11 protein-coding genes are annotated in these 18,577 nt (G+C 68.2%); 7 read left to right on the top strand and 4 right to left on the bottom strand.

Translation table 11 applies throughout. The features are described from left to right. Nucleotides 1-16: 16 nt before the first annotated feature. From katG to treY, 4 genes are all read left to right on the top strand, one after another. Complete coding sequence (gene katG / locus AX750_RS24925) at nucleotides 17-2,188, top strand: catalase/peroxidase HPI (protein ID WP_066735535.1); 2,172 nt, start codon at nucleotides 17-19, stop codon at nucleotides 2,186-2,188. Nucleotides 2,189-2,357: 169 nt separating this feature from the next. Continuing rightward, nucleotides 2,358-2,720, top strand: a complete 363-nt coding sequence (locus tag AX750_RS24930; protein WP_066735536.1) for a DUF393 domain-containing protein — start codon at nucleotides 2,358-2,360, stop codon at nucleotides 2,718-2,720. Between the two features lie 87 nt (nucleotides 2,721-2,807). Beyond that, nucleotides 2,808-4,601, top strand: coding sequence for a malto-oligosyltrehalose trehalohydrolase (gene treZ / locus AX750_RS24935; RefSeq protein ID WP_066735539.1), 1,794 nt, complete (start codon nucleotides 2,808-2,810; stop codon nucleotides 4,599-4,601). After that, the gene (gene treY / locus AX750_RS24940; RefSeq protein WP_066735541.1) at nucleotides 4,598-7,429 is read left to right on the top strand and encodes a malto-oligosyltrehalose synthase; all 2,832 of its coding nucleotides are present in this window, start codon (nucleotides 4,598-4,600) and stop codon (nucleotides 7,427-7,429) included. The genes treZ and treY overlap by 4 nt, the downstream gene beginning before the upstream one ends. A 38-nt stretch (nucleotides 7,430-7,467) precedes the next feature. Here treY and glgB read toward each other — a convergent pair whose 3' ends face one another. Genes glgB through AX750_RS25770 form a run of 3 tightly spaced genes read right to left on the bottom strand, consistent with a single transcriptional unit; the run spans nucleotide 7,468 to nucleotide 16,140 of the window. Then, complete coding sequence (gene glgB / locus AX750_RS24945) at nucleotides 7,468-9,663, bottom strand: 1,4-alpha-glucan branching protein GlgB (RefSeq protein WP_156449776.1); 2,196 nt, start codon at nucleotides 9,661-9,663, stop codon at nucleotides 7,468-7,470. After that, entirely contained in the window at nucleotides 9,656-12,940 is a 3,285-nt protein-coding gene (treS, locus tag AX750_RS24950) for a maltose alpha-D-glucosyltransferase (protein WP_156449777.1), read from the bottom strand. The genes glgB and treS overlap by 8 nt, the downstream gene beginning before the upstream one ends. Continuing rightward, entirely contained in the window at nucleotides 12,937-16,140 is a 3,204-nt protein-coding gene (locus AX750_RS25770) for an alpha-1,4-glucan--maltose-1-phosphate maltosyltransferase (RefSeq protein WP_082734965.1), read from the bottom strand. Before AX750_RS25770 ends, treS begins: the two co-directional genes overlap by 4 nt. 232 nt (nucleotides 16,141-16,372) lie before the next feature. On the opposite strand from AX750_RS25770, the gene AX750_RS24960 reads away from it, so the two are divergent. The 3 genes from AX750_RS24960 to AX750_RS24970 are packed head-to-tail and all read left to right on the top strand — an operon-like array spanning nucleotide 16,373 to nucleotide 17,711. Then, nucleotides 16,373-16,627 carry a hypothetical protein gene (locus AX750_RS24960; RefSeq protein WP_066735543.1) on the top strand — a complete coding sequence of 85 codons (255 nt, stop codon included), beginning with the start codon at nucleotides 16,373-16,375 and terminating at the stop codon, nucleotides 16,625-16,627. 23 nt (nucleotides 16,628-16,650) lie between these two features. Further along, nucleotides 16,651-17,151, top strand: a complete 501-nt coding sequence (locus AX750_RS24965; RefSeq protein WP_066735546.1) for a DNA-3-methyladenine glycosylase — start codon at nucleotides 16,651-16,653, stop codon at nucleotides 17,149-17,151. Further along, the gene (locus AX750_RS24970; protein ID WP_082734966.1) at nucleotides 17,148-17,711 is read left to right on the top strand and encodes a nicotinamide-nucleotide amidohydrolase family protein; all 564 of its coding nucleotides are present in this window, start codon (nucleotides 17,148-17,150) and stop codon (nucleotides 17,709-17,711) included. The genes AX750_RS24965 and AX750_RS24970 overlap by 4 nt, the downstream gene beginning before the upstream one ends. Here AX750_RS24970 and AX750_RS24975 read toward each other — a convergent pair. Then, nucleotides 17,678-18,526, bottom strand: a complete 849-nt coding sequence (locus tag AX750_RS24975) for an SDR family oxidoreductase (protein WP_066735549.1) — start codon at nucleotides 18,524-18,526, stop codon at nucleotides 17,678-17,680. The genes AX750_RS24970 and AX750_RS24975 overlap by 34 nt on opposite strands. Between the last annotated feature and the right edge of the window lie 51 nt (nucleotides 18,527-18,577).

Raw genomic sequence — 18,577 nt, forward strand, 5'->3', positions numbered from 1 at the left:
AGTGGGGAGATTTGCAATGGACGGATTGAACACGGCGCCGAAGGGCAAATGCCCGGTGATGCACGGCGCGAACACGCGGGCCGACGGCATGGCCATGAACTGGTGGCCCAACGCGCTCAACCTCGACATCCTCCACCAGCACGACAGCAAGACCAACCCGCTGAAGGGCTTCAGCTATCGCGAGGCGCTGAAGACGCTGGACGTCGCTGCGCTCAAGCGCGACCTGCATGCGCTGATGACCGACAGCCAAGAATGGTGGCCGGCCGATTGGGGCCATTACGGCGGGCTGTTCATCCGCATGGCCTGGCACGCGGCCGGCTCCTACCGCCTCGCCGACGGCCGCGGCGGCGGCGGCACCGGCAACCAGCGCTTCGCGCCGCTCAACTCCTGGCCGGACAACGCCAATCTCGACAAGGCCCGCCGCCTGCTCTGGCCGATCAAAAAGAAGTACGGCAACCAGGTCAGCTGGGCCGACCTGCTGATCCTCGCCGGCAACATCGCCTACGAGTCGATGGGACTGAAGACCTTCGGCTTCGGCTTCGGCCGCGAGGACATCTGGCACCCGGAGAAGGACATCTACTGGGGCGCTGAGAAGGAGTGGCTGGCGCCGTCCGATGGCCGCTACGAAGACATCATGGACGCCTCCACCATGGAGAACCCGCTCGCCGCGGTGCAGATGGGGCTGATCTATGTGAACCCCGAGGGCGTCAACGGCGTGCCCGATCCGCTGCGGACGGCGGCGCATGTGCGCGAGACCTTCGCCCGCATGGCGATGGACGACGAAGAGACCGCCGCGCTGACGGCCGGCGGCCACACTGTCGGCAAGACCCATGGCAATGGCGACGCCGCCAAGCTCGGCCCCGTGCCGGAGGGCGCCGACATCGCCGAGCAGGGGCTCGGCTGGATGAACCACGAGACGCGCTCGGTCGGCCGCAACACCGTGACCTCGGGCATCGAGGGCGCCTGGACGACCCATCCAACGAAGTGGGACAACGGCTATTTCGACCTGCTCTTCGGCTATGAGTGGGAGCTCAAGAAGTCGCCCGCCGGTGCCTGGCAGTGGATGCCGATCAACATCCGCGAGGAGGACATGCCGGTCGATGTCGAGGATCCGTCGATCCGCGTCATGCCGATCATGACCGATGCCGACATGGCGATGAAGATGGACCCGGCCTATCGCGCCATCTGCGAGCGCTTCCACCGCGACCACGCCTATTTCTCGGAGACCTTCGCGCGGGCCTGGTTCAAGCTGACCCATCGCGACATGGGGCCGAAGATCCGCTATTTCGGCCCGGACGTTCCGGCCGAGGATCTGATCTGGCAGGACCCGGTTCCCGCCGGCCGACGCGACTACGACGTGGCTGCGGTCAAGGCCAAGATCGCGGCCTGCGGCCTCTCCGCCGCGGACATGATCGCCACCGCCTGGGACAGCGCCCGCACCTATCGCGGCTCCGACATGCGCGGCGGCACGGACGGCGCGCGCATCCGCCTCGCCCCACAGAAGGACTGGGAGGGCAACGAGCCGGCGCGGCTGGCGCGCGTGCTCGGCGTGCTGGAAGGCATCGCCTCCGAGACCGGCGCCAGCGTCGCCGACGTGATCGTGCTGGCGGGCAGCCATGCGGTCGAGCAGGCGGCGAAGGCGGCCGGGTTCGATGTCGCAGTGCCCTTCGCCGCCGGTCGCGGCGACGCGACGCAGGAGCAGACCGACGTGGCCTCCTTCAAGGCGCTGGAGCCGCTCGCCGACGGCTTCCGCAACTGGCTGAAGAAGGATTACACCGTCAGCCCCGAGGAGATGCTGCTCGACCGGGCGCAGCTGCTCGGCCTGACGGCCCAGGAGATGACGGTGCTGGTCGGCGGCCTGCGCGCTCTCGGCGTCAACCATGGCGGCACGAAGCACGGCGTCTTCAGCGACCGCACGGGTGCGCTGACGACGGACTTCTTCGTCGGCCTGACCGACATGGCCTATCGCTGGGAGCCGGTCGGCAAGAACCTCTACCACCTCGTCGATCGCAAGAGCGGCGCGGTGAAATGGACGGCGACGCGCGTCGACCTCGTCTTCGGTTCGAACTCGATCCTGCGCGCCTATGCCGAGGTCTATGCCCAGGATGACGGCCGGGAGAAGTTCGTGAAGGACTTCGTCGCCGCCTGGACCAAGGTGATGAACGCCGGCCGCTTCGACCTCAACTGAGCCTTTCCGGCGGCTCCAGCGACACCCTGTCCCCGCGCCTGACGGCGCGGGGATTTTCATGTGGCGGGTGCCGTCTGGCGACCTGCCCTGCCATCCCGCCTGCGGCATCGGCGCCCAGGGAAGCATCGCGCGCTTGCAGCGGCGGCGCGCCAGGCCGATATCGACGGGCATGACAGATCTGGTCGTCTGGTTCGATGGTGGGTGTCCGCTCTGCCGCCGCGAGATCGCGGCGATGAAGCGGCTTGACCGCGCCGGCCGTATCACCTTCCTCGACGTCGCTTCGCCCGAGACCGACTGCCCGCTCGACCGGGGCGCGCTGCTCGCCCGTTTCCACGCGCGGGAGAACGGCGTGCTGCTCTCGGGCGCCGCCGCCTTCGCCGCGATGTGGCGCGCGATCCCGCTGCTGCGCCCGCTGGGCCTCGCTGCGCACAATCGCCATGTCGCGGTGGCGCTGGAATGGCTCTATGTGCGCTTCCTGCGGCACCGCCCGACCCTTCAGCGCTGGGCCGGCGCCCGCGACGCGAAGGCCTGAGGCGGCAAGCGCGGAACCCGGCCTGCGATCCCGTGTTGGTCTGGTCGGAGCCGCAAGGGCTCCACCAGCCCGACAGGATCGCTCTCCATGCACCGCGCCCACACCATGCCTTTCGGTGCCCGGATCACCGAGGGGGGTGTCGAATTCTCGCTCTGGGCGCCCTCCATGCGCGAGGTCATGCTCGTGATCGACGGGGCCGAGCGGCCCATGACAGCGGCCGCCGAGGGCTGGCACCGCCTGCTCGATCCGCAGGCGCGCCCTGGATCGCTCTATCGCTATCGCATCGAAGGGGGGCTCTCGATCCCCGACCCGGCCTCACGCTTCCAGCCGGACGACATTGACGGCCCGAGCCAGGTCGTCGACCCCGCAGCCTTCATCTGGAGCGACGGCGACTGGCGCGGGCGCCCCTGGGAAGAGGCCGTGCTCTACGAGGCCCATGTCGGCACCGCGACACCGGAAGGCACCTTCGCGGCCCTGACGGCAAAGCTCGATCATCTGCGCGACCTCGGGATCACCGCCCTCGAATTGCTGCCGGTGGCGGATTTTCCGGGCAACCGCGGCTGGGGCTATGACGGTGTGCTGCATTACGCACCCGATCACGCCTATGGCACGCCCGACGACCTCAAGCGGCTGGTCGACGAGGCGCATCGCCGCGGGATCATGATGTTCCTCGACGTCGTCTACAATCACTTCGGCCCGTCGGGCAACTACCTGCCCAACTACGCCGCCTCCTTCTTCACCGAGCGCCACGAAACGGCCTGGGGCGCCGGCATCAATTTCGACGGCGAGGCCGCGGCGGTGGTGCGGGACTATTTCGTTCACAACGCCCTCTATTGGCTGGAGGAATATCATTTCGACGGCCTGCGTTTCGACGCGGTTCACGCCATCGCCGACGACAGCAGCCGGCACGTCATCGGCGAGCTGGCCGAGCGCGTCCGCGAGGCGCTGCCGGGCCGCGAAATCCATCTGGTTCTCGAAAACGCCGCGAACGAGTCGCGCTGGCTCGAACGCGACGAGACCGGCCGGCCGATCCTCCACAACGCACAGTGGACCGACGACACGCATCACTCCTGGCACCGGCTGCTGACGGGCGAGAGCGACGGCTATTATTCCGATTACGAAGACGCTGCTGGCCATCTCGGCCGCTGCCTGTCCGAGGGGTTTGCCTTCCAGGGCGAGTTCTCGGCGCATGAGGGCGCGGTCCGGGGCGAGCCGTCCGCGCATCTGCCGCCCTCGGCCTTCGTCAATTTCCTGCAGAACCACGACCAGGTCGGGAACCGGGCTCAGGGCGAGCGCATCGGCGCGCTGACCGAGCCGACGAAACTCGCCCTGGCGCGGGCGGGCCTGCTGCTCGCACCGCAGATCCCGCTGCTCTTCATGGGCGAGGAGTGGCAGGCTTCGACGCCCTTCCAGTACTTCGTCGATTTCGCCGATCCTGAGCTGTCGCGTGCGGTGCGGGACGGGCGGCGTCGGGAATTCGGCGGCTTCGGCGGCTTCGCTGCGGAGGAAGTACCGGACCCGACCGACCCGCAGACGGCCGTACGCTCGCGGCTGGACTGGACGGAGATCGCGCGATCGCCCCATGACGAAATTCTGGCGGAAACGAAGGCCCTGCTCGATCTGCGTCGCGAGCAGGTGCTGCCGCTGACCCGGACACGGTTCCTCGGTGCGACCTGCCGACGCCCAACGCCTGACACGCTCGACATAAGCTGGGATTTCGAGCGCGGAAGGCTGCGTTTCGTGGCGCATTTCGGCGAAGGCGAGGTGGTCGTGGATGGTCCCGGCTCGTCGAGCGTTCTCTGGGCCAGCCCCGGCATCGAGATCGGAGCCGATATCCGCCTCCAGCCCTGGACCGGAGCGTTTTTGGTGGCCCGCTCATGAAAACGGATCAGGAGAGCGCCCTGTCTCGCGACCCGAGCGGAGAAGCCCGCAACGCCAACGCGCTCGCCGCGCTGCCGCCGCGCGCGACCTACCGCCTGCAGTTCCATGCCGGCTTCACCTTCGACGATGCGGTCGCGATCCTGCCCTATCTCGCGAGGCTCGGCATCAGCCATGTCTATGCTTCGCCCGTGCAGACAGCGCGGCCGGGCTCGACCCATGGCTACGACATCGTCGACCACACCCGGATCAATCCGGAACTGGGTGGCGAGGGGGGCTTCCTGCGCCTCTCGGACGCGCTGAAACAGCACGGTCTCGGTCTGATCCTCGACATCGTCCCCAACCATATGGGCATCGGCGGCGCCGACAACGCCTGGTGGCTCTCGGTCATCGAATGGGGGCAGCTTTCACCCCATGCTGTCGCCTTCGACATCGACTGGGAGCGGCTCGGCGCCAATGGCAAGCTGGTGCTGCCCTTCCTCGGCAAGCGCTATGGCGACGCGCTGGAAGAGGGCGAGCTGACGCTGAAGCGCGACGAGAGCGGAGGCGGTTTCAGTCTCTGGCATTTCGAGCATCGCTTCCCGATCAGCCCGCTCAGCTATCCGATCCTGCTCGACCGGGTGCTGGTTCTGGTGGCCGACCATGAGCGGCCTGATTACCGGGAGCTGCTGGCGATCTCGTCGCGTTTGCGCGCGCTGTCGGACAATCCCGGCAGTGCGAGCCCCGATGGCCTCGTGGCGGAATGCGAGACGCTCAAGCAGCGGCTGGAGCAGGTTTTCGCCGAGTCCCCGGAGCTGGCGGAGGCCACCGAGCGGGCGCTCGATCTCGTCAACGGCGCCGAGGGAATCCGGGAAAGCTTCGACACGCTGCATCGCATCCTGGAGATGCAGAGCTACCGGCTGGCGAACTGGCGTGTCGCGGCGAGCGACATCAATTACCGCCGCTTCTTCGACATCAACACGCTGGCGGGGGTGCGGGTCGAGGAGCCCGAGGTCTTCGAGCGAACGCACGCGCTGATCCTCGATCTGGTCAGGGCCGGCCGCATTCAGGGGCTGCGGATCGACCATATCGACGGCCTCGCCGATCCTGAAGGCTATGTCCGGGCGCTGCAGGCGCAGGTCGGGCCCGGCTTCTACATCCTGGTCGAGAAGATCCTCGGCCATGGCGAGACGCTGCGACCCTGGCCGATCTCCGGCACGACCGGATACGAGGTGCTCAACCTCATCGACGGGATCCTTCTGGACCGCGAGGGCGCGGCCGCGATCGAGGAGAGCTATCGCGAGATCACGCGCCAGCCCGACAGCTTCGAGGAACTGTTGCGACGGGCAAAGCGCGAGACGCTGCATGCGAGCTTCGCCAGCGAACTCGAGGTGCTGGTGTCGGACCTCGCTCGGCTCGCCCATGGCGACCGACGCAGCCGCGACTACACCGTCCACGCCATGCGTCAGGTTCTGACCGAGATCATCGAGCGGCTGCCGGTCTACCGCAGCTATATCTCGAACGAGCCCGCGCCGGAGGACCGGACGCTGATCGAGGAGACGGTGGCGGCCGCGATCGCCGGCACCCCTATGCCGGATACCTCGCTGCATCGCTTCGTGGCCGCGCTGCTGCTCGGCGAGGCGGACCGGATGATGACCGCACCGCCGCCGGCCGAGCATCTGGCGCGCTTTCGCCGCCGCTTCCAGCAGCTCAGCGGCCCGGTGACGGCCAAGAGTCTGGAGGACACGCTGTTCTACCGCTATGGCCCGCTGCTCGCCCTCAACGAGGTCGGCGGCGAGCCGAACCATCACGGCGTTTCGGCGGAGGCGTTCCACGCGGCCAATGCGCAGCGGCATCGCGATTGGCCGCATGCGATGATCGCGACCGCGACGCACGACACCAAGCGCGGCGAGGACGGCCGCGCCAGGCTCCTGTCCCTGACCGAGATGCCGCAGCGCTGGGCCGAAGCGAGCAGCCGCTGGCACGCGCTCAGCTTGGAATTGGCGCCCGACCGCACCCGGCCGGATGCGAATGACCGGCAGTTGATCCTGCAGCAGATGCTGGCGTCCTGGCCGGTCGAGCTTCTCGAGTCCGATGATGCCCCGCAGCTCGACGCGTTCCGCGAGCGCATGCAGGGCTGGGTCGAGAAGGCGCTGCGCGAGGCCAAGCGCAAGACGAGCTGGATCAATCCCCAAGAGGCCTATGAGCAGGCCGCCAAGTATCTGATCGCCGGCGCCCTCGCAGCAGGCAGCTCTTTCCTCGAGACCTACCGGCCCCTGGCGCGAGACCTCGCGCAGCGCGGCATGGTGCGCGGCCTGAGCCGGACGGCGCTGAAGTTGACGCTGCCCGGCGTTCCCGATGTCTATCAGGGGACCGAATTCTGGGATCTCTCGCTGGTCGACCCGGACAACCGCCGCGCGGTGGACTACAAGGCCAGGGCCCGCGCTCTGGATGACGACGCTCATGCCGCCGCCCTGCTCGCCACCTGGCCGGACGGGCGGATCAAGCAGCGCATCATGGCCGCGCTGCTGGCTGACCGTGCCGCCTCGCCGGACCTCTATGCGGAGGGGAGCTACGAGCCGCTTGAGCTTCGGGGAGAGCGCTCGGTCGATCTCGTCGGCTTCAAGCGCCGTGTCGGCGCGGAGGCGCTTCTCGTCATCGCGACCCGCATCGCAGGTGGCGAAGCAGCCGCGGCCTTGCCGCTCGGGCCGCATTGGGAGGGCGTCGTTCTCCCGACGACGGGCGAGTGGGAGGATGTGCTGACAGGCCGCCGGATCACCGCGGGCGATGCGGGTCTCACCGTAGCCGATGCGCTCGCGGTGCTGCCCGTGGCGGCGCTGCGGCAGCGGTAGCCGCCCAAGCGGCGGCGACCTGCCAAGCGCGGCGCGACCTAGGCGCCGTCCGGCACGAAGACCAGAGCGCCGAGAGGCGGGATGACGATCTCGATGGAGGCCGGCTCGCCTCCCAGTCCCTCGGCCCTCGCCTCGACCCAGCCGCCATTGCCGACGCCGGAGCCGCCATAGGCGGCGGCGTCGCTGTTGAAGATTTCACGCCATCCTCCCGCTTGCGGGACGCCGATGCGGTAGTTCGAACGGGGCACGGGCGTCAGGTTGACGACGGTGATCACCGGCTTCTCGCCCGGTGCCTGGCGCAGATAGGCATAGACGCTGTTCTCGCGATCATCCTGGACCAGCCAGCGAAAGCCGCTGGGGTCGGAATCGCTCGCGTGCAGGGCCGGCCAAGCGGCATACAGCCGGTTGAGATCACCGACCAATGCCTGCATGCCGCGATGAAGCGGGTCTTTCAGCAGATCCCAGTCGATCTCGCCGTCGTGGTTCCATTCGCGGCGCTGGGCGATTTCACCGCCCATGAAGAGCAGCTTCTTGCCGGGATGGGTCCACATGAAGGCAAAATAGGCCCGTAAGCCGGCAAACTTCTGCCAGAGGTCGCCGGGCATCTTCTCCAGCAGCGAGCCTTTGCCGTGGACGACCTCGTCATGGGAGAGCGGCAGCACGAAGCGCTCGGAAAAGGCATAGACCAGGCCGAAGGTCATCTCGTCATGATGGTGCCGGCGATAGAGCGGGTCGCGCTGCAGATAGTGCAGCGTGTCGTGCATCCAGCCCATGTTCCATTTGTAGGAGAAGCCGAGACCGCCTTCGGCGGCGGGCAGCGTCACGCCTGGCCAGGCGGTCGATTCCTCCGCGATCATGATCGCGCCGGGATGGCGCTGCGCGACCAGTGTGTTCAGCTCGCGCAGGAAGGCGACGGCCTCGAGATTTTCGCGCCCGCCGAGGTGATTGGGCACCCATTCGCCCGGCTGGCGGCTGTAGTCGCGATAGAGCATCGAGGCCACCGCATCGACCCGCAGCCCGTCGATGTGGAAATGCTCGAGCCAGTGCAGGGCGCTGGCAATCAGGAAGTTCGAGACCTCGCGGCGCCCGAAATTGTAGATCAGCGTGTTCCAGTCCTTGTGGAAGCCCTCACGCGGGTCCTCGTGCTCGTAGAGCGCCGTGCCGTCGAAGCGGGCGAGGCCATGCGCGTCGGACGGGAAATGCGCCGGCACCCAGTCGACGATGACGCCGATCTCCTCCCGGTGGCAGGCCTCGACAAAGAGCGCGAAATCCTCCGGCTCGCCGAAGCGGCGGGTCGGCGCGAAAAGGCCGAGCGGCTGATAGCCCCAGGAACCGGTAAAGGGGTGCTCCGCGACCGGCATCAGCTCGACATGGGTGAAGCCCATCGCCTTGACGTAAGGCACCAGCCGGTCGGCGAGATTGCGCCAATCGAGCATGTCGCCGTGCGGCCCCCTTACCCATGAGCCGGGATGCAGCTCGTAGATCGAGATCGGTGCGTCGGCGGCTTGCCGTCTGGCCCGCGCGGCCATCCAGGCCTGGTCGCCCCAAACATGCGACGCCGGGCGCGGCACGATTGAGGCCGTGCCGGGTGGCAGTTCGGCGGCGCGCGCCAGCGGATCGGCCTTCTGCGGCAGCAGGCGACCATCACGGTCGAGGATCTCGTATTTGTACAGTTCTCCGCTTCCGAGCCGCGGCACGAACAGCTCCCAGACGCCGCTGTCGCCGCGACGGATCATCGGATGGCGGCGGCCGTCCCAGCTGTTGAAGGTGCCGACAACAGAGACGCGGCGCGCATTCGGCGCCCAGACCGCGAAGCGGACGCCGGCCACACCTTCGACGGTGCAGGGATTGGCGCCGAGCGCCCGCGCCAGTTCGAGATGGCGCCCCTCGCCGATCAGATGCAGGTCGAGATCGCCGAGCAGGGGGCCGAAGGCGTAAGGGTCCTCCGTCATCTGCTCGCCGCCCGGCCAGCGGATCGCAAGCCGATAGGGCCCGTCTGCCAGGTCGCCCACGAACAACCCCTCCGGCTCGGCCGGGCGCAGATGGACATCGTCGCGGTCCTCCTGGCGCACAGCGACGCTTTCGGCACCCGGCACAAAGACCCGCAGATAGCGGCCGGCCGGCCCCTGATGCGGGCCGAGGACGGCGGCAGGTGTGCCCCACCGACCCTGCGCGAGCGCGGTGGCCGTCTCCATGGGCAGCGGCGGCACCCGCTCGACGAACGCCTCACTCATGCCGCTCTCCTTCCGGCAGCAGCCGCTCCAGCAGGTCGGTCAGGCCGCGTAGCGGCACGGCGAGCCAGTCGGGACGGTTGCCGACCTCATAATTGACCTCATAGGCGGCCTTTTCGATCATGAAGAGGTCGAGCAGCTCCGCGCCCTCCTCTTTGACCTCAGCGATCGATCCGTCGGCGGTGGCTTCGCGATAGCCCGCGAGCAGCGCCGCCGGCATCACGGCGGAGAAAGCCTGGGCCAGCATCTCGTATCGCCCGGCCGGGCCGGAGGCGGCGACGGTGCGGGCGCCGGCCGCGATGGCATAGTCGAGCGAGCGCAGGATGCCGGCGACATCGCGCCAGCCGCTGTCCTTCGCCCGACGCTCGGACAGCGGCTGGGCCGGCTCGCCCTCGAAGTCGATGATCATGACGTCGCCGCTCGCGACCAGCACCTGGCCCAAGTGGAAGTCACCATGGACGCGATGGAGCAGGCTGCCCTGTCCCGCCCGGCAGAGACGATCGACGAGGCCGAGGATGTCGGCGCGGCGGGCGACAATACGCTCCGCCATCGCCTGCTCTTCCGGCGGCAGAGTCGGGGCCGCCTTCTCAAGATGGGTGCAAGCCGCTTCGACCCGGCCGCGGATGCGCTCGCGCCAGCGTTCGACCTGTGCGGCGTCGGCGGTTTCCGGCGCAAAGGCCGGGTCGTCGCTGGGCTGCGCCAGCACGACATGCATCTCGCCCAGACGCTGCCCCAGGCTGCGTGAAAACGCCTCGTAAATGGCGAGCTGGCTCGCGAGATCGACATCCTCGCGCAGCATCTCGTCGATGACGCGGCCGAGATAGGCGGCCGTCCATTCCCAGGCATCGCCTTCGCCGGGGATGAACGCCTGTACCACCGCCATGACCTCCTCCTCGCCCTCGTCGGGGACATGGACGATCTCGCCCAGCAGAGCAGGTGCGTTGCGGAAGCCGCGGTCGGTGAGCAGGCGCGACATTTCGGCTTCGGGATGGCGCCCCGGCGCCAGCCGTCGGAACAGCTTCAGCATCACCTTGTGGTCGATGATGACCGAAGAGTTCGACTGCTCGGCCGAGAGCCAGCGCACGGGATCCTCCGGCTGGATCTGCACATCGTCGAAGGCCGCAGTCGGGCGGAACTCGACCTGGCCGCCCGTGCTGTCCACGGTCGCGCCCGCCTTCAGCAGCGCGAGCAGCTCGTGGATGAAGGAGGGCAGCGAGAAGGCGTCGGTCAGGAAGCCGGTGCGACGGCCGCGGCGAACACGGGCGAGCGCCATCTGCTGCGGCAGCGCCGCGGCGATCTCGTCGTCCCAGCCGATGCCGAGCGGCAATTGATAGCGCTCGGTGCCGCCGTCATGGCGCACCTCAACCGCCATCAGCGCGGCCTCGCGGCCGCTGCCGATGCGGGCGGTGAAGGCGACCTTCGTCTCGTCGAGCGCCCGGTCCTTCGCGGCGAACCAGCGCCGCTTCAGCAGGTAAGGCGGCAGGATCGCGGTCTCGAATTCGCGCCGCGATTGCGGCGTGATCATCTCGTCCGGGCCGCCCCGCAGCACGAAGGTGGTGTAGTCCGGCATCGGCTCGGGCGTCTGCGCGTGCCAGGAGGGCACCTGCGCGTCCTGCGCCAGCACGAACCAGTAGAAGCCATAGGGCGGCAGCGTGATCAGATAGGTGAGCTGGCCGATCGCCGGAAAGACCGAATTGCCGAGCATCTCGACCGGGTGGCGCCCCGCGAACTCAGACAGGTCGAGTTCGAAAGCCTGCGCCGAGCGCGAGAGATTGGCGACGCACAGGATGGTCTTGCCGTCATGCTCGCGCAGATAGGCGAAGGCCTTGCGGTTCTTCGGATAGAGGAAGCGCAGGCTGCCGCGGCCGAAGGCCTGATGTTCCTTGCGAACGGCGAGGATGCGCCGCGTCCAGTTCAGCAGCGAATGCGGATCGCGCGCCTGCGCCTCGACATTGACAGCCTCGAAGCCGTAGAGCGGGTCCATGATCGGCGGCAGGACGAGGCTCGCCGGGTCGGCACGGGAGAAGCCGCCATTGCGATCCGGCGACCACTGCATCGGCGTGCGCACGCCGTCGCGATCCCCCAGAAAGATGTTGTCGCCCATGCCGAGTTCATCGCCGTAATAGATCACCGGCGTGCCAGGCATGGAGAGCAGCAGGCTGTTCATCAATTCGATGCGGCGGCGGTCGCGCTCCAGCAGCGGCGCGAGCCGCCGCCGGATGCCGAGATTGATGCGGGCGCGCTTGTCGGTGGCGTAGAAGTTCCAGAGATAGTCCCGCTCCTTGTCGGTCACCATTTCGAGCGTCAGCTCGTCATGGTTGCGCAGGAAGATCGCCCATTGGCAGCCCTCGGGAATGTCCGGGGTCTGGCGCATGATGTCGGTGATCGGGAAGCGGTCCTCCTGCGCGATCGCCATGTACATGCGCGGCATCAGCGGGAAGTGGAACGCCATGTGGCATTCGTCGCCATCGCCGAAATAGGCCTGCGTGTCCTCGGGCCACATATTGGCCTCGGCCAGCAGCATCCGGTCCGGGAAGGAGGCGTCGAGCTCGGCGCGGATGCGCTTCAGCACCGCATGGGTCTCGGGCAGGTTCTCATTCGAGGTGCCGTCGCGCTCGATCAGATAGGGCACCGCGTCGAGCCGCAGACCGTCCACGCCGAGATCCAGCCAGAAGCGCATCACGCCGAGCACGGCCTTGATCACGGCGGGGTTGTCGAAGTTGAGATCAGGCTGATGCGAATAGAAGCGGTGCCAGAAATAGGCGCCGGCCGTCGCGTCCCAGGTCCAGTTCGAGCGCTCGGTGTCGAGGAAGATGATGCGCGTGCCGGAGTAGAGCTGGTCGTTGTCCGACCAGACGTAATAGTTGCGGTGCGGCGAGCCGGGCTTCGCCAGTCGCGCGCGCTGGAACCAGGGATGCTGGTCGGAGGTGTGGTTGATAACCAGCTCGGTGACGACCCGGATACCGCGGTCATGGGCCGCGCGGATGAAGCGCTTCACATCCGCGATCGTGCCGTAATCGGGATGGACTGCCTTGTATTCGGAGATGTCGTAGCCGTCGTCCAGCCGCGGCGAGGGGTAGAACGGCAGCAGCCAGATCACGTTCACGCCGAGCGAGACGATGTAGTCGAGCTTGGCGATCAGGCCGGGGAAATCCCCGATGCCGTCGCCATTGGCGTCGTGGAACGACTTCACATGGAGTTGGTAGATGATCGCGTCCCGGTACCACTGCGGATCGCGCGCATCGGCTGCGGGACGGACGATGCCTTCGGCCATGGTCATTGGGAACCTGTCGGGGCGCTGAGGCGCCAGATCGAGAAGGGCAGTTCGCGCGGGTCGAGGCGGATCGACTGCGACTTGCCGTGCCAGTGAAAGCGGTGGCCGCGCATCAGGTCTTCGACCGCCACCGAGGCATGGTCGGGCAGACCGAACTCCCAGAGCGGCACCTCGATGCCGGCCTCGTGCGCGTTGAAAGGATCGAGGTTGACGGCAACGAGGACGATGTCACCGTCGGCGCCCGCCCTCTTGCCGAAGTAGAGAATGTTGTCGTTGAAGGCGTTGTAGAAGGTCAGCCCGAGATGGCTCTGCAGGGCCGGTTCGCTGCGCCTGATCCGGTTGAGCCGGGTGATCTCGGCGATGATGTTGCCGGGAGCCTGCCAGTCACGCGGCTTGATCTCGTATTTCTCGCTGTCGAGATACTCTTCTTTGCCTGGGATTGCGGCGGCCTCGCAGAGCTCGAAGCCGGAATAGACGCCCCAGAGCCCGGACAGCGTCGCTGCCAGCGCGGCGCGGATCAGGAAGCCGGGCCGGCCCGAGCGCTGCAGGAAGACCGGGTTGATGTCCGGCGTGTTGACGAAGAAATGCGGGCGGAACACGTCCCGCGCCGGTTCTTCGTTCAGCTCGGTAAGGTACTCCGTCAGCTCCGCCTTGCTGTTGCGCCAGGTGAAGTAGGTGTAGGACTGCGAGAAGCCGACCTTGCCGAGCCGGTACATCACCTTGGGCCGCGTGAAGGCCTCGGCCAAGAAGATCACGCCCGGATCGCGCGAGCGGATGTCTGCGATCAGCCACTCCCAGAAGGGGAAGGGCTTGGTGTGGGGGTTGTCGACGCGGAAGATCCGCACGCCCTCGTCGACCCACCCCTGCACGACGTCGCGCAGCGCCAGCCACAGCGCGGGGATGGCGTCTTTCGCATAGAAATCGACGTTGACGATGTCCTGGTATTTCTTCGGCGGGTTCTCGGCGTAGCGCATCGAGCCGTCCGGCCGCCACTGGAACCACCCCGGATGCTCCTCGAGCCAGGGATGGTCGGGCGAGCACTGGATCGCGAAGTCGAGCGCGATTTCGAGGCCGTGCTCCGCCGCCGCCCTGACCAGCTCGCGGAAATCCTCGCGGCTGCCGAGTTCGGGATGGATCGCGTCATGGCCGCCGTCTGCAGACCCGATGGCATAGGGGCTGCCCGGATCGTCCGCGGCGGGCGTCAGCGTGTTGTTGCGGCCCTTGCGGTTCGTCCTGCCGATCGGATGGATCGGCGGGAAATAGAGCACGTCGAAGCCCATGGCCTTCACCGCCGGCAGGCGGCCGATGACATCGCGGAAGGTGCCGTGGCGCGCCGGGCTGTCGGTGATCGAGCGGGGGAAGAGCTCGTACCAGCTGGAGAACGAGGCCGCCTCGCGGTCGGCCTCGACGGGGTAGACCCGGTCGCGTCCCGTGGCATGGGGGCGCGGATCGGCGCGCGTCATCGCCGAACTCAGCGTGTCGGCGAGCAGGACAGCCGCGTCCTCGGCCTGGCTCCCGCCCAGGCGCGCGAGATGCGCCTCGATCACGGGGCGGTCCGCCGGCGCGGCGCTCTGCGCGAACTTTTCGAGGATGATCCGCCCTTCGCGGATTTCCAGCGCAATATCGAGACCCGCCTCGCGCTTCTTGGCGAGGTCGCGGCGGAAGGTGCCGAATTCGCTCCACCAGGCTTCGATCGCGAAGAGATGGCGACCGACCCGCAGGAGCGGGAACTGACCCTCCCAGATATCGTTGACGCGATGCATCATCGGCGCGCGCGACCATTCCGGCTCATCCTCGGCGCGCCAGAGCAGTTCCGCGGCCAGCACCTCATGGCCGTCGCTGAAGATGTCGGCGGTGATCTGCACCGTCTCGCCGGCGCGGCGCTTGACGGCGAAGCGCCCGCCATCGACCGTCGGAGAAACGGCCTCAATGGCGAGGCGCGCGGCGGCGAGCTGCGTACGATCTTCCGGCCGGACCGGGGCGGAGCTTCGCACGGGCTCTGCATCCCCGAGATCGAGAACCACGCCCCAGGCCGGTGGAAGCGCGACGGCCTTCGCCTCGGCGGCGGCGAGGCCGAGTCCAGCGGCGCTCAGTCTCGTATCGAGCGTGGCCGCATTGACGGGGTCCGTGTTCAGAAGGGTGAGGCTGGCCGCAGCATCCGCGGCCCGCAGAACGGTCGCCGTGGACCCGCTCCGGGCCAGCAGCCGCTGTGACCGGTCGGTGCCCTGCGGGAGGGAGGCCGCGGCGTCGTTGGCGGCCCGCACGGCGGCGGCGACGCTGCCCGCCTCTGCATCCGCCTCGGGCATGTCCCCCGGCTCGGCGTGGAGAAAGGGGGTATCAAGCCCGTGCTCGAATCCCATGGGCATCAGCCAGCCGTCGGCGAGCACAGCCGAGGCCATCATCGCGGCCTGGCGTCCGCGCTCGGGATTGACGGGCGCGGCGGCCGGTCGGCGCGCAGCGAACGGGTTTTCGGGGCAACCGATCAGGCGCTGCGTTTCGGCGAGCGCCTGACAATGCTCGATAAGGTCAGCGACGCTGCGGCCCTCCGCGAACGGCGCCGAAACGGCATCGAACACATCTGCCACCGCCACCCTCTCCTGGGACGTCGCCTCGGGCATCCAGGCCCAGGCCACGACGTCAGGCCGGCTCTGCCGAAGCGGCGTGAGACAGTCCCACCAGACGTCGAGTGGCACCGATAAAGCGTCATGGCAGCGGAAGCCCTCGACGCCGCATTCGGCCCAGCGCGTGAGCTGGCCTGCCCAGAACGCAACGAGGCGCCGCGATGCGTCCGGATCGTCGAAGGCAGCCTCAACGACGGGACGCTGGAGATCCGTGCGGGGATCGAGTCCGTTTCGGTGCGGCTGTCGCCAGCAACCCGGCAAGGCGGCGGCCAGCGGGCCCTGCGCCTCGGCGCGCGTGATCGCGACATCCATCCAGAGCGTCAATCCGGCATTGCGGCAACGCTCCGTCAGCGTCGCGAGGACCGCTGCCGCATCCTGTCCGGCGATCCGTTCGAGATCGGTCGTCGCAAACAGATCGCGCCCGTCCGAGAACGGCCAGGCCAGAAGAACATGGTCGAATCCCAGATCTTTTGCGCGCGCGGCGTGATCACCCCAGCTCTCCGGCGCTCCGGCGAGCCTCGGGTGGAGATAATACAGGCGTGGATTGCGCCAGATCTTTCGATGGTCCTGAGCGGATGCCGCCATGGAACGAGAAACTCTTGGTTCAGACACCGCCAGGGCATCACGGGTCAGATCCTTAATCGTGGTGATGAACGGCCCGGCGCCGTGTGGGTTCCATCGGGTGCCGAGCGACCCGGGTGCAGGGCCCCGCGCCAGAACGCTCACAGGCCGGCACGGCGCGTCGAACCGGAGCCCGCTCCAGCCGTTGCTGTCACGAGACCCGGCCCCTGCCGGAGCAGCCCTTCAGGAGAGCGAGATGCTGAACGACTTCAACACGACGGGCCCCTCCGATGTCGGCCGCGAACCCGGCCGAAGCGGGCGGGCGGACGAGACAGTGCGCGAGGGCGCAGCGCAGGTCGGTATCGACACGCAGGAACTCGGCCGGGCCGTCGGTGACCGTGCCGGCGAATGGCAGCAGATGCTGCTCGAGGAGATCCAGGCCCGCCCCCTGCGGGCGCTGGGCTGGGCCGTCGCGGCCGGCTTCGTCTTCGGCGTCTGGTCGGCGCGCTGAGGCCGTCCCCACCAGAGGCCGTCATGGACGACGCCGACGACGAACCTTTGACACGAGCGGGTCGCGGGCCGCATGGCCATGCGGCTCGCCTCCGGCGGGAGGAACTCGATCTCACCGCCTGGGAATTGGCCCGGCGGCTAGTCGGTGTTGCCCTGCTCTGCGAGGATGTCGGCGGCATCATCGTGGAGACCGAAGCCTATGCGCGCGACGATGCCGCCTCGCACAGCTTCCGGGGTCTGACACCGCGCAACCGTTCGATGTTCGCCGGGCCGGGGCGGCTCGCCCAGGCGCTCGCCATCGACATCGCCCATGACGGGGCCGATGCGACAGCCGCTCCCTTCGCACTGCTGGACCGCGCCGTTGAGCCGCTGGTCCTGACGGGGCGACGCATCGGCATCAGCCGGGAGCGGGAGCGTCCCTGGCGGTTCGCGCTGGCCGGCTCGTCCTGGCTCAGCCGCGCCTTGATGGCGGCCGAGCCCACTCCGTACGCGGCGCCGCACGAAACCGGCGAGGCCAGGTCATGACTTCCACCCTGCCGACCGACACCAGCGACGAGGCGGTCGCGGCCGCAGCCCAGGGCGTACTCGACCTGCTCTCTGAAGCGGGATGGCGGCTGGCGACGGCGGAATCCTGCACCGCGGGGCGACTGGCCGGTGCGCTCGCCGCCGGTGACGGCGCCGGCTCGGCGCTTCAAGGAGGTTTCGTCTGCTACAGCAAGGACGCGAAGGTCCGGATGCTGGGCCTGCCGCCCGAGACGCTCCAGACCCGACAGGGCGCGGTCACGGAAACCGTGGCGCGGCTGATGGCGGAAAGCGCCCGCAAGCGCTCCGGCGCCGCGATCGCCGTCGCCGTGACCGGCGTCCTCGGCCCGTCCTGCGATGAGGACTGCAACCCTGTCGGGCTCGTCGACATCGCCTGCGCGCGAGACGGTTTCACGCGGCACCGGCGCGAGCGCTGGCCGGAGGCGGCGCCGGACGTTCTCATCCGCGCGACGCTCCTGTCCGCACTCGGCCTCGTCGCCGCGATGCTGGCGGAGACGCGTGATCTCGCTCAGGAGCCGACGATCGTCCCGCCATTGGGGTGAAGCACCTGGCCCGACATGTAGGACGCCTCCTCGCTGGCCAGGAAGACATGGCAGGAGGCGACCTCGTTGGGCTGGCCGGGCCGGCCCATCGGAACGCTCGATCCGTGCTGCGCCACCTGCTCCTCGTCGAAGGAGGCCGGGATCAGCGGTGTCCAGATCGGCCCCGGTGCGACAGCGTTGACGCGGATGCCCTTCTCGGCCAGCGCCTGCGCCAGCGATCGGGTGAAGGCGACGATCGCGCCGCGCGTCGCGGCGTAGTCGATCAGCGTGTCCTTGCCCTTGTAGGCGGTGATCGAGCTGGTGTTAACGATCGCGCCCCCCTTCCGCATGTGCCGCAGGGCGTGCTTGGTCATGTGGAAATAGCCGAAGACATTCGTCCGGAAGGTCCGTTCCAGCTGCTCCGCCGGGATTTCGAGCGGCTCTTCCACGACATGCTGCTCGGCGGCGTTGTTCACCAGAATGTCGAGCCGCCCAAAGGTCTCGATGGTCCGGGAGACGGCCTCTCCGCAAAAGGCCTCGTCGCCGATGTCGCCAGCCAGCGCGAGGGCCTTCCCGCCCTCCGCCTCGACCAGCCGGACGGTCTCCTGTGCGTCGTCGTGCTCATCGAGATAGACGATGGCGACGGAAGCGCCTTCCCGCGCCATGCCGAGAGCAACCGCCCGACCGATCCCGCTGTCGCCGCCGGTGATGAGTGCAATCTTCTCCTTCAGCCGACCGACGCCGGGAAAGCGCGGCTCGGATTGCGGGCGCGGCGACATCTGCGCCTCGCTGCCGGGCTGGCGGGATTGCGTCTGCGGCGGGTTGGCGTCCGTCATGGAAGGGCCTTTCTCTGGCGTTGGCCTCAAGGAGACTGATGAAGGGCAACC

The organism is Methylobacterium sp. CCH7-A2 (assembly GCF_001557075.1).
GTDB lineage: Bacteria > Pseudomonadota > Alphaproteobacteria > Rhizobiales > Beijerinckiaceae > Allobosea > Allobosea massiliensis.

Excerpts from the sequence above, each read along its gene's own strand:
- katG (WP_066735535.1), top strand. The coding sequence starts at position 17 with ATGGACGGATTGAACACGGCGCCGAAGGGCAAATGCCCGGTGATGCAC.
- AX750_RS24930 (WP_066735536.1), top strand. The coding sequence starts at position 2,358 with ATGACAGATCTGGTCGTCTGGTTCGATGGTGGGTGTCCGCTCTGCCGC.
- treZ (WP_066735539.1), top strand. The coding sequence starts at position 2,808 with ATGCACCGCGCCCACACCATGCCTTTCGGTGCCCGGATCACCGAGGGG.
- treY (WP_066735541.1), top strand. The coding sequence starts at position 4,598 with ATGAAAACGGATCAGGAGAGCGCCCTGTCTCGCGACCCGAGCGGAGAA.
- glgB (WP_156449776.1), bottom strand. The coding sequence starts at position 9,663 with ATGAGTGAGGCGTTCGTCGAGCGGGTGCCGCCGCTGCCCATGGAGACG.
- treS (WP_156449777.1), bottom strand. The coding sequence starts at position 12,940 with ATGACCATGGCCGAAGGCATCGTCCGTCCCGCAGCCGATGCGCGCGAT.
- AX750_RS25770 (WP_082734965.1), bottom strand. The coding sequence starts at position 16,140 with ATGGCGGCATCCGCTCAGGACCATCGAAAGATCTGGCGCAATCCACGC.
- AX750_RS24960 (WP_066735543.1), top strand. The coding sequence starts at position 16,373 with ATGCTGAACGACTTCAACACGACGGGCCCCTCCGATGTCGGCCGCGAA.
- AX750_RS24965 (WP_066735546.1), top strand. The coding sequence starts at position 16,651 with ATGGACGACGCCGACGACGAACCTTTGACACGAGCGGGTCGCGGGCCG.
- AX750_RS24970 (WP_082734966.1), top strand. The coding sequence starts at position 17,148 with ATGACTTCCACCCTGCCGACCGACACCAGCGACGAGGCGGTCGCGGCC.
- AX750_RS24975 (WP_066735549.1), bottom strand. The coding sequence starts at position 18,526 with ATGACGGACGCCAACCCGCCGCAGACGCAATCCCGCCAGCCCGGCAGC.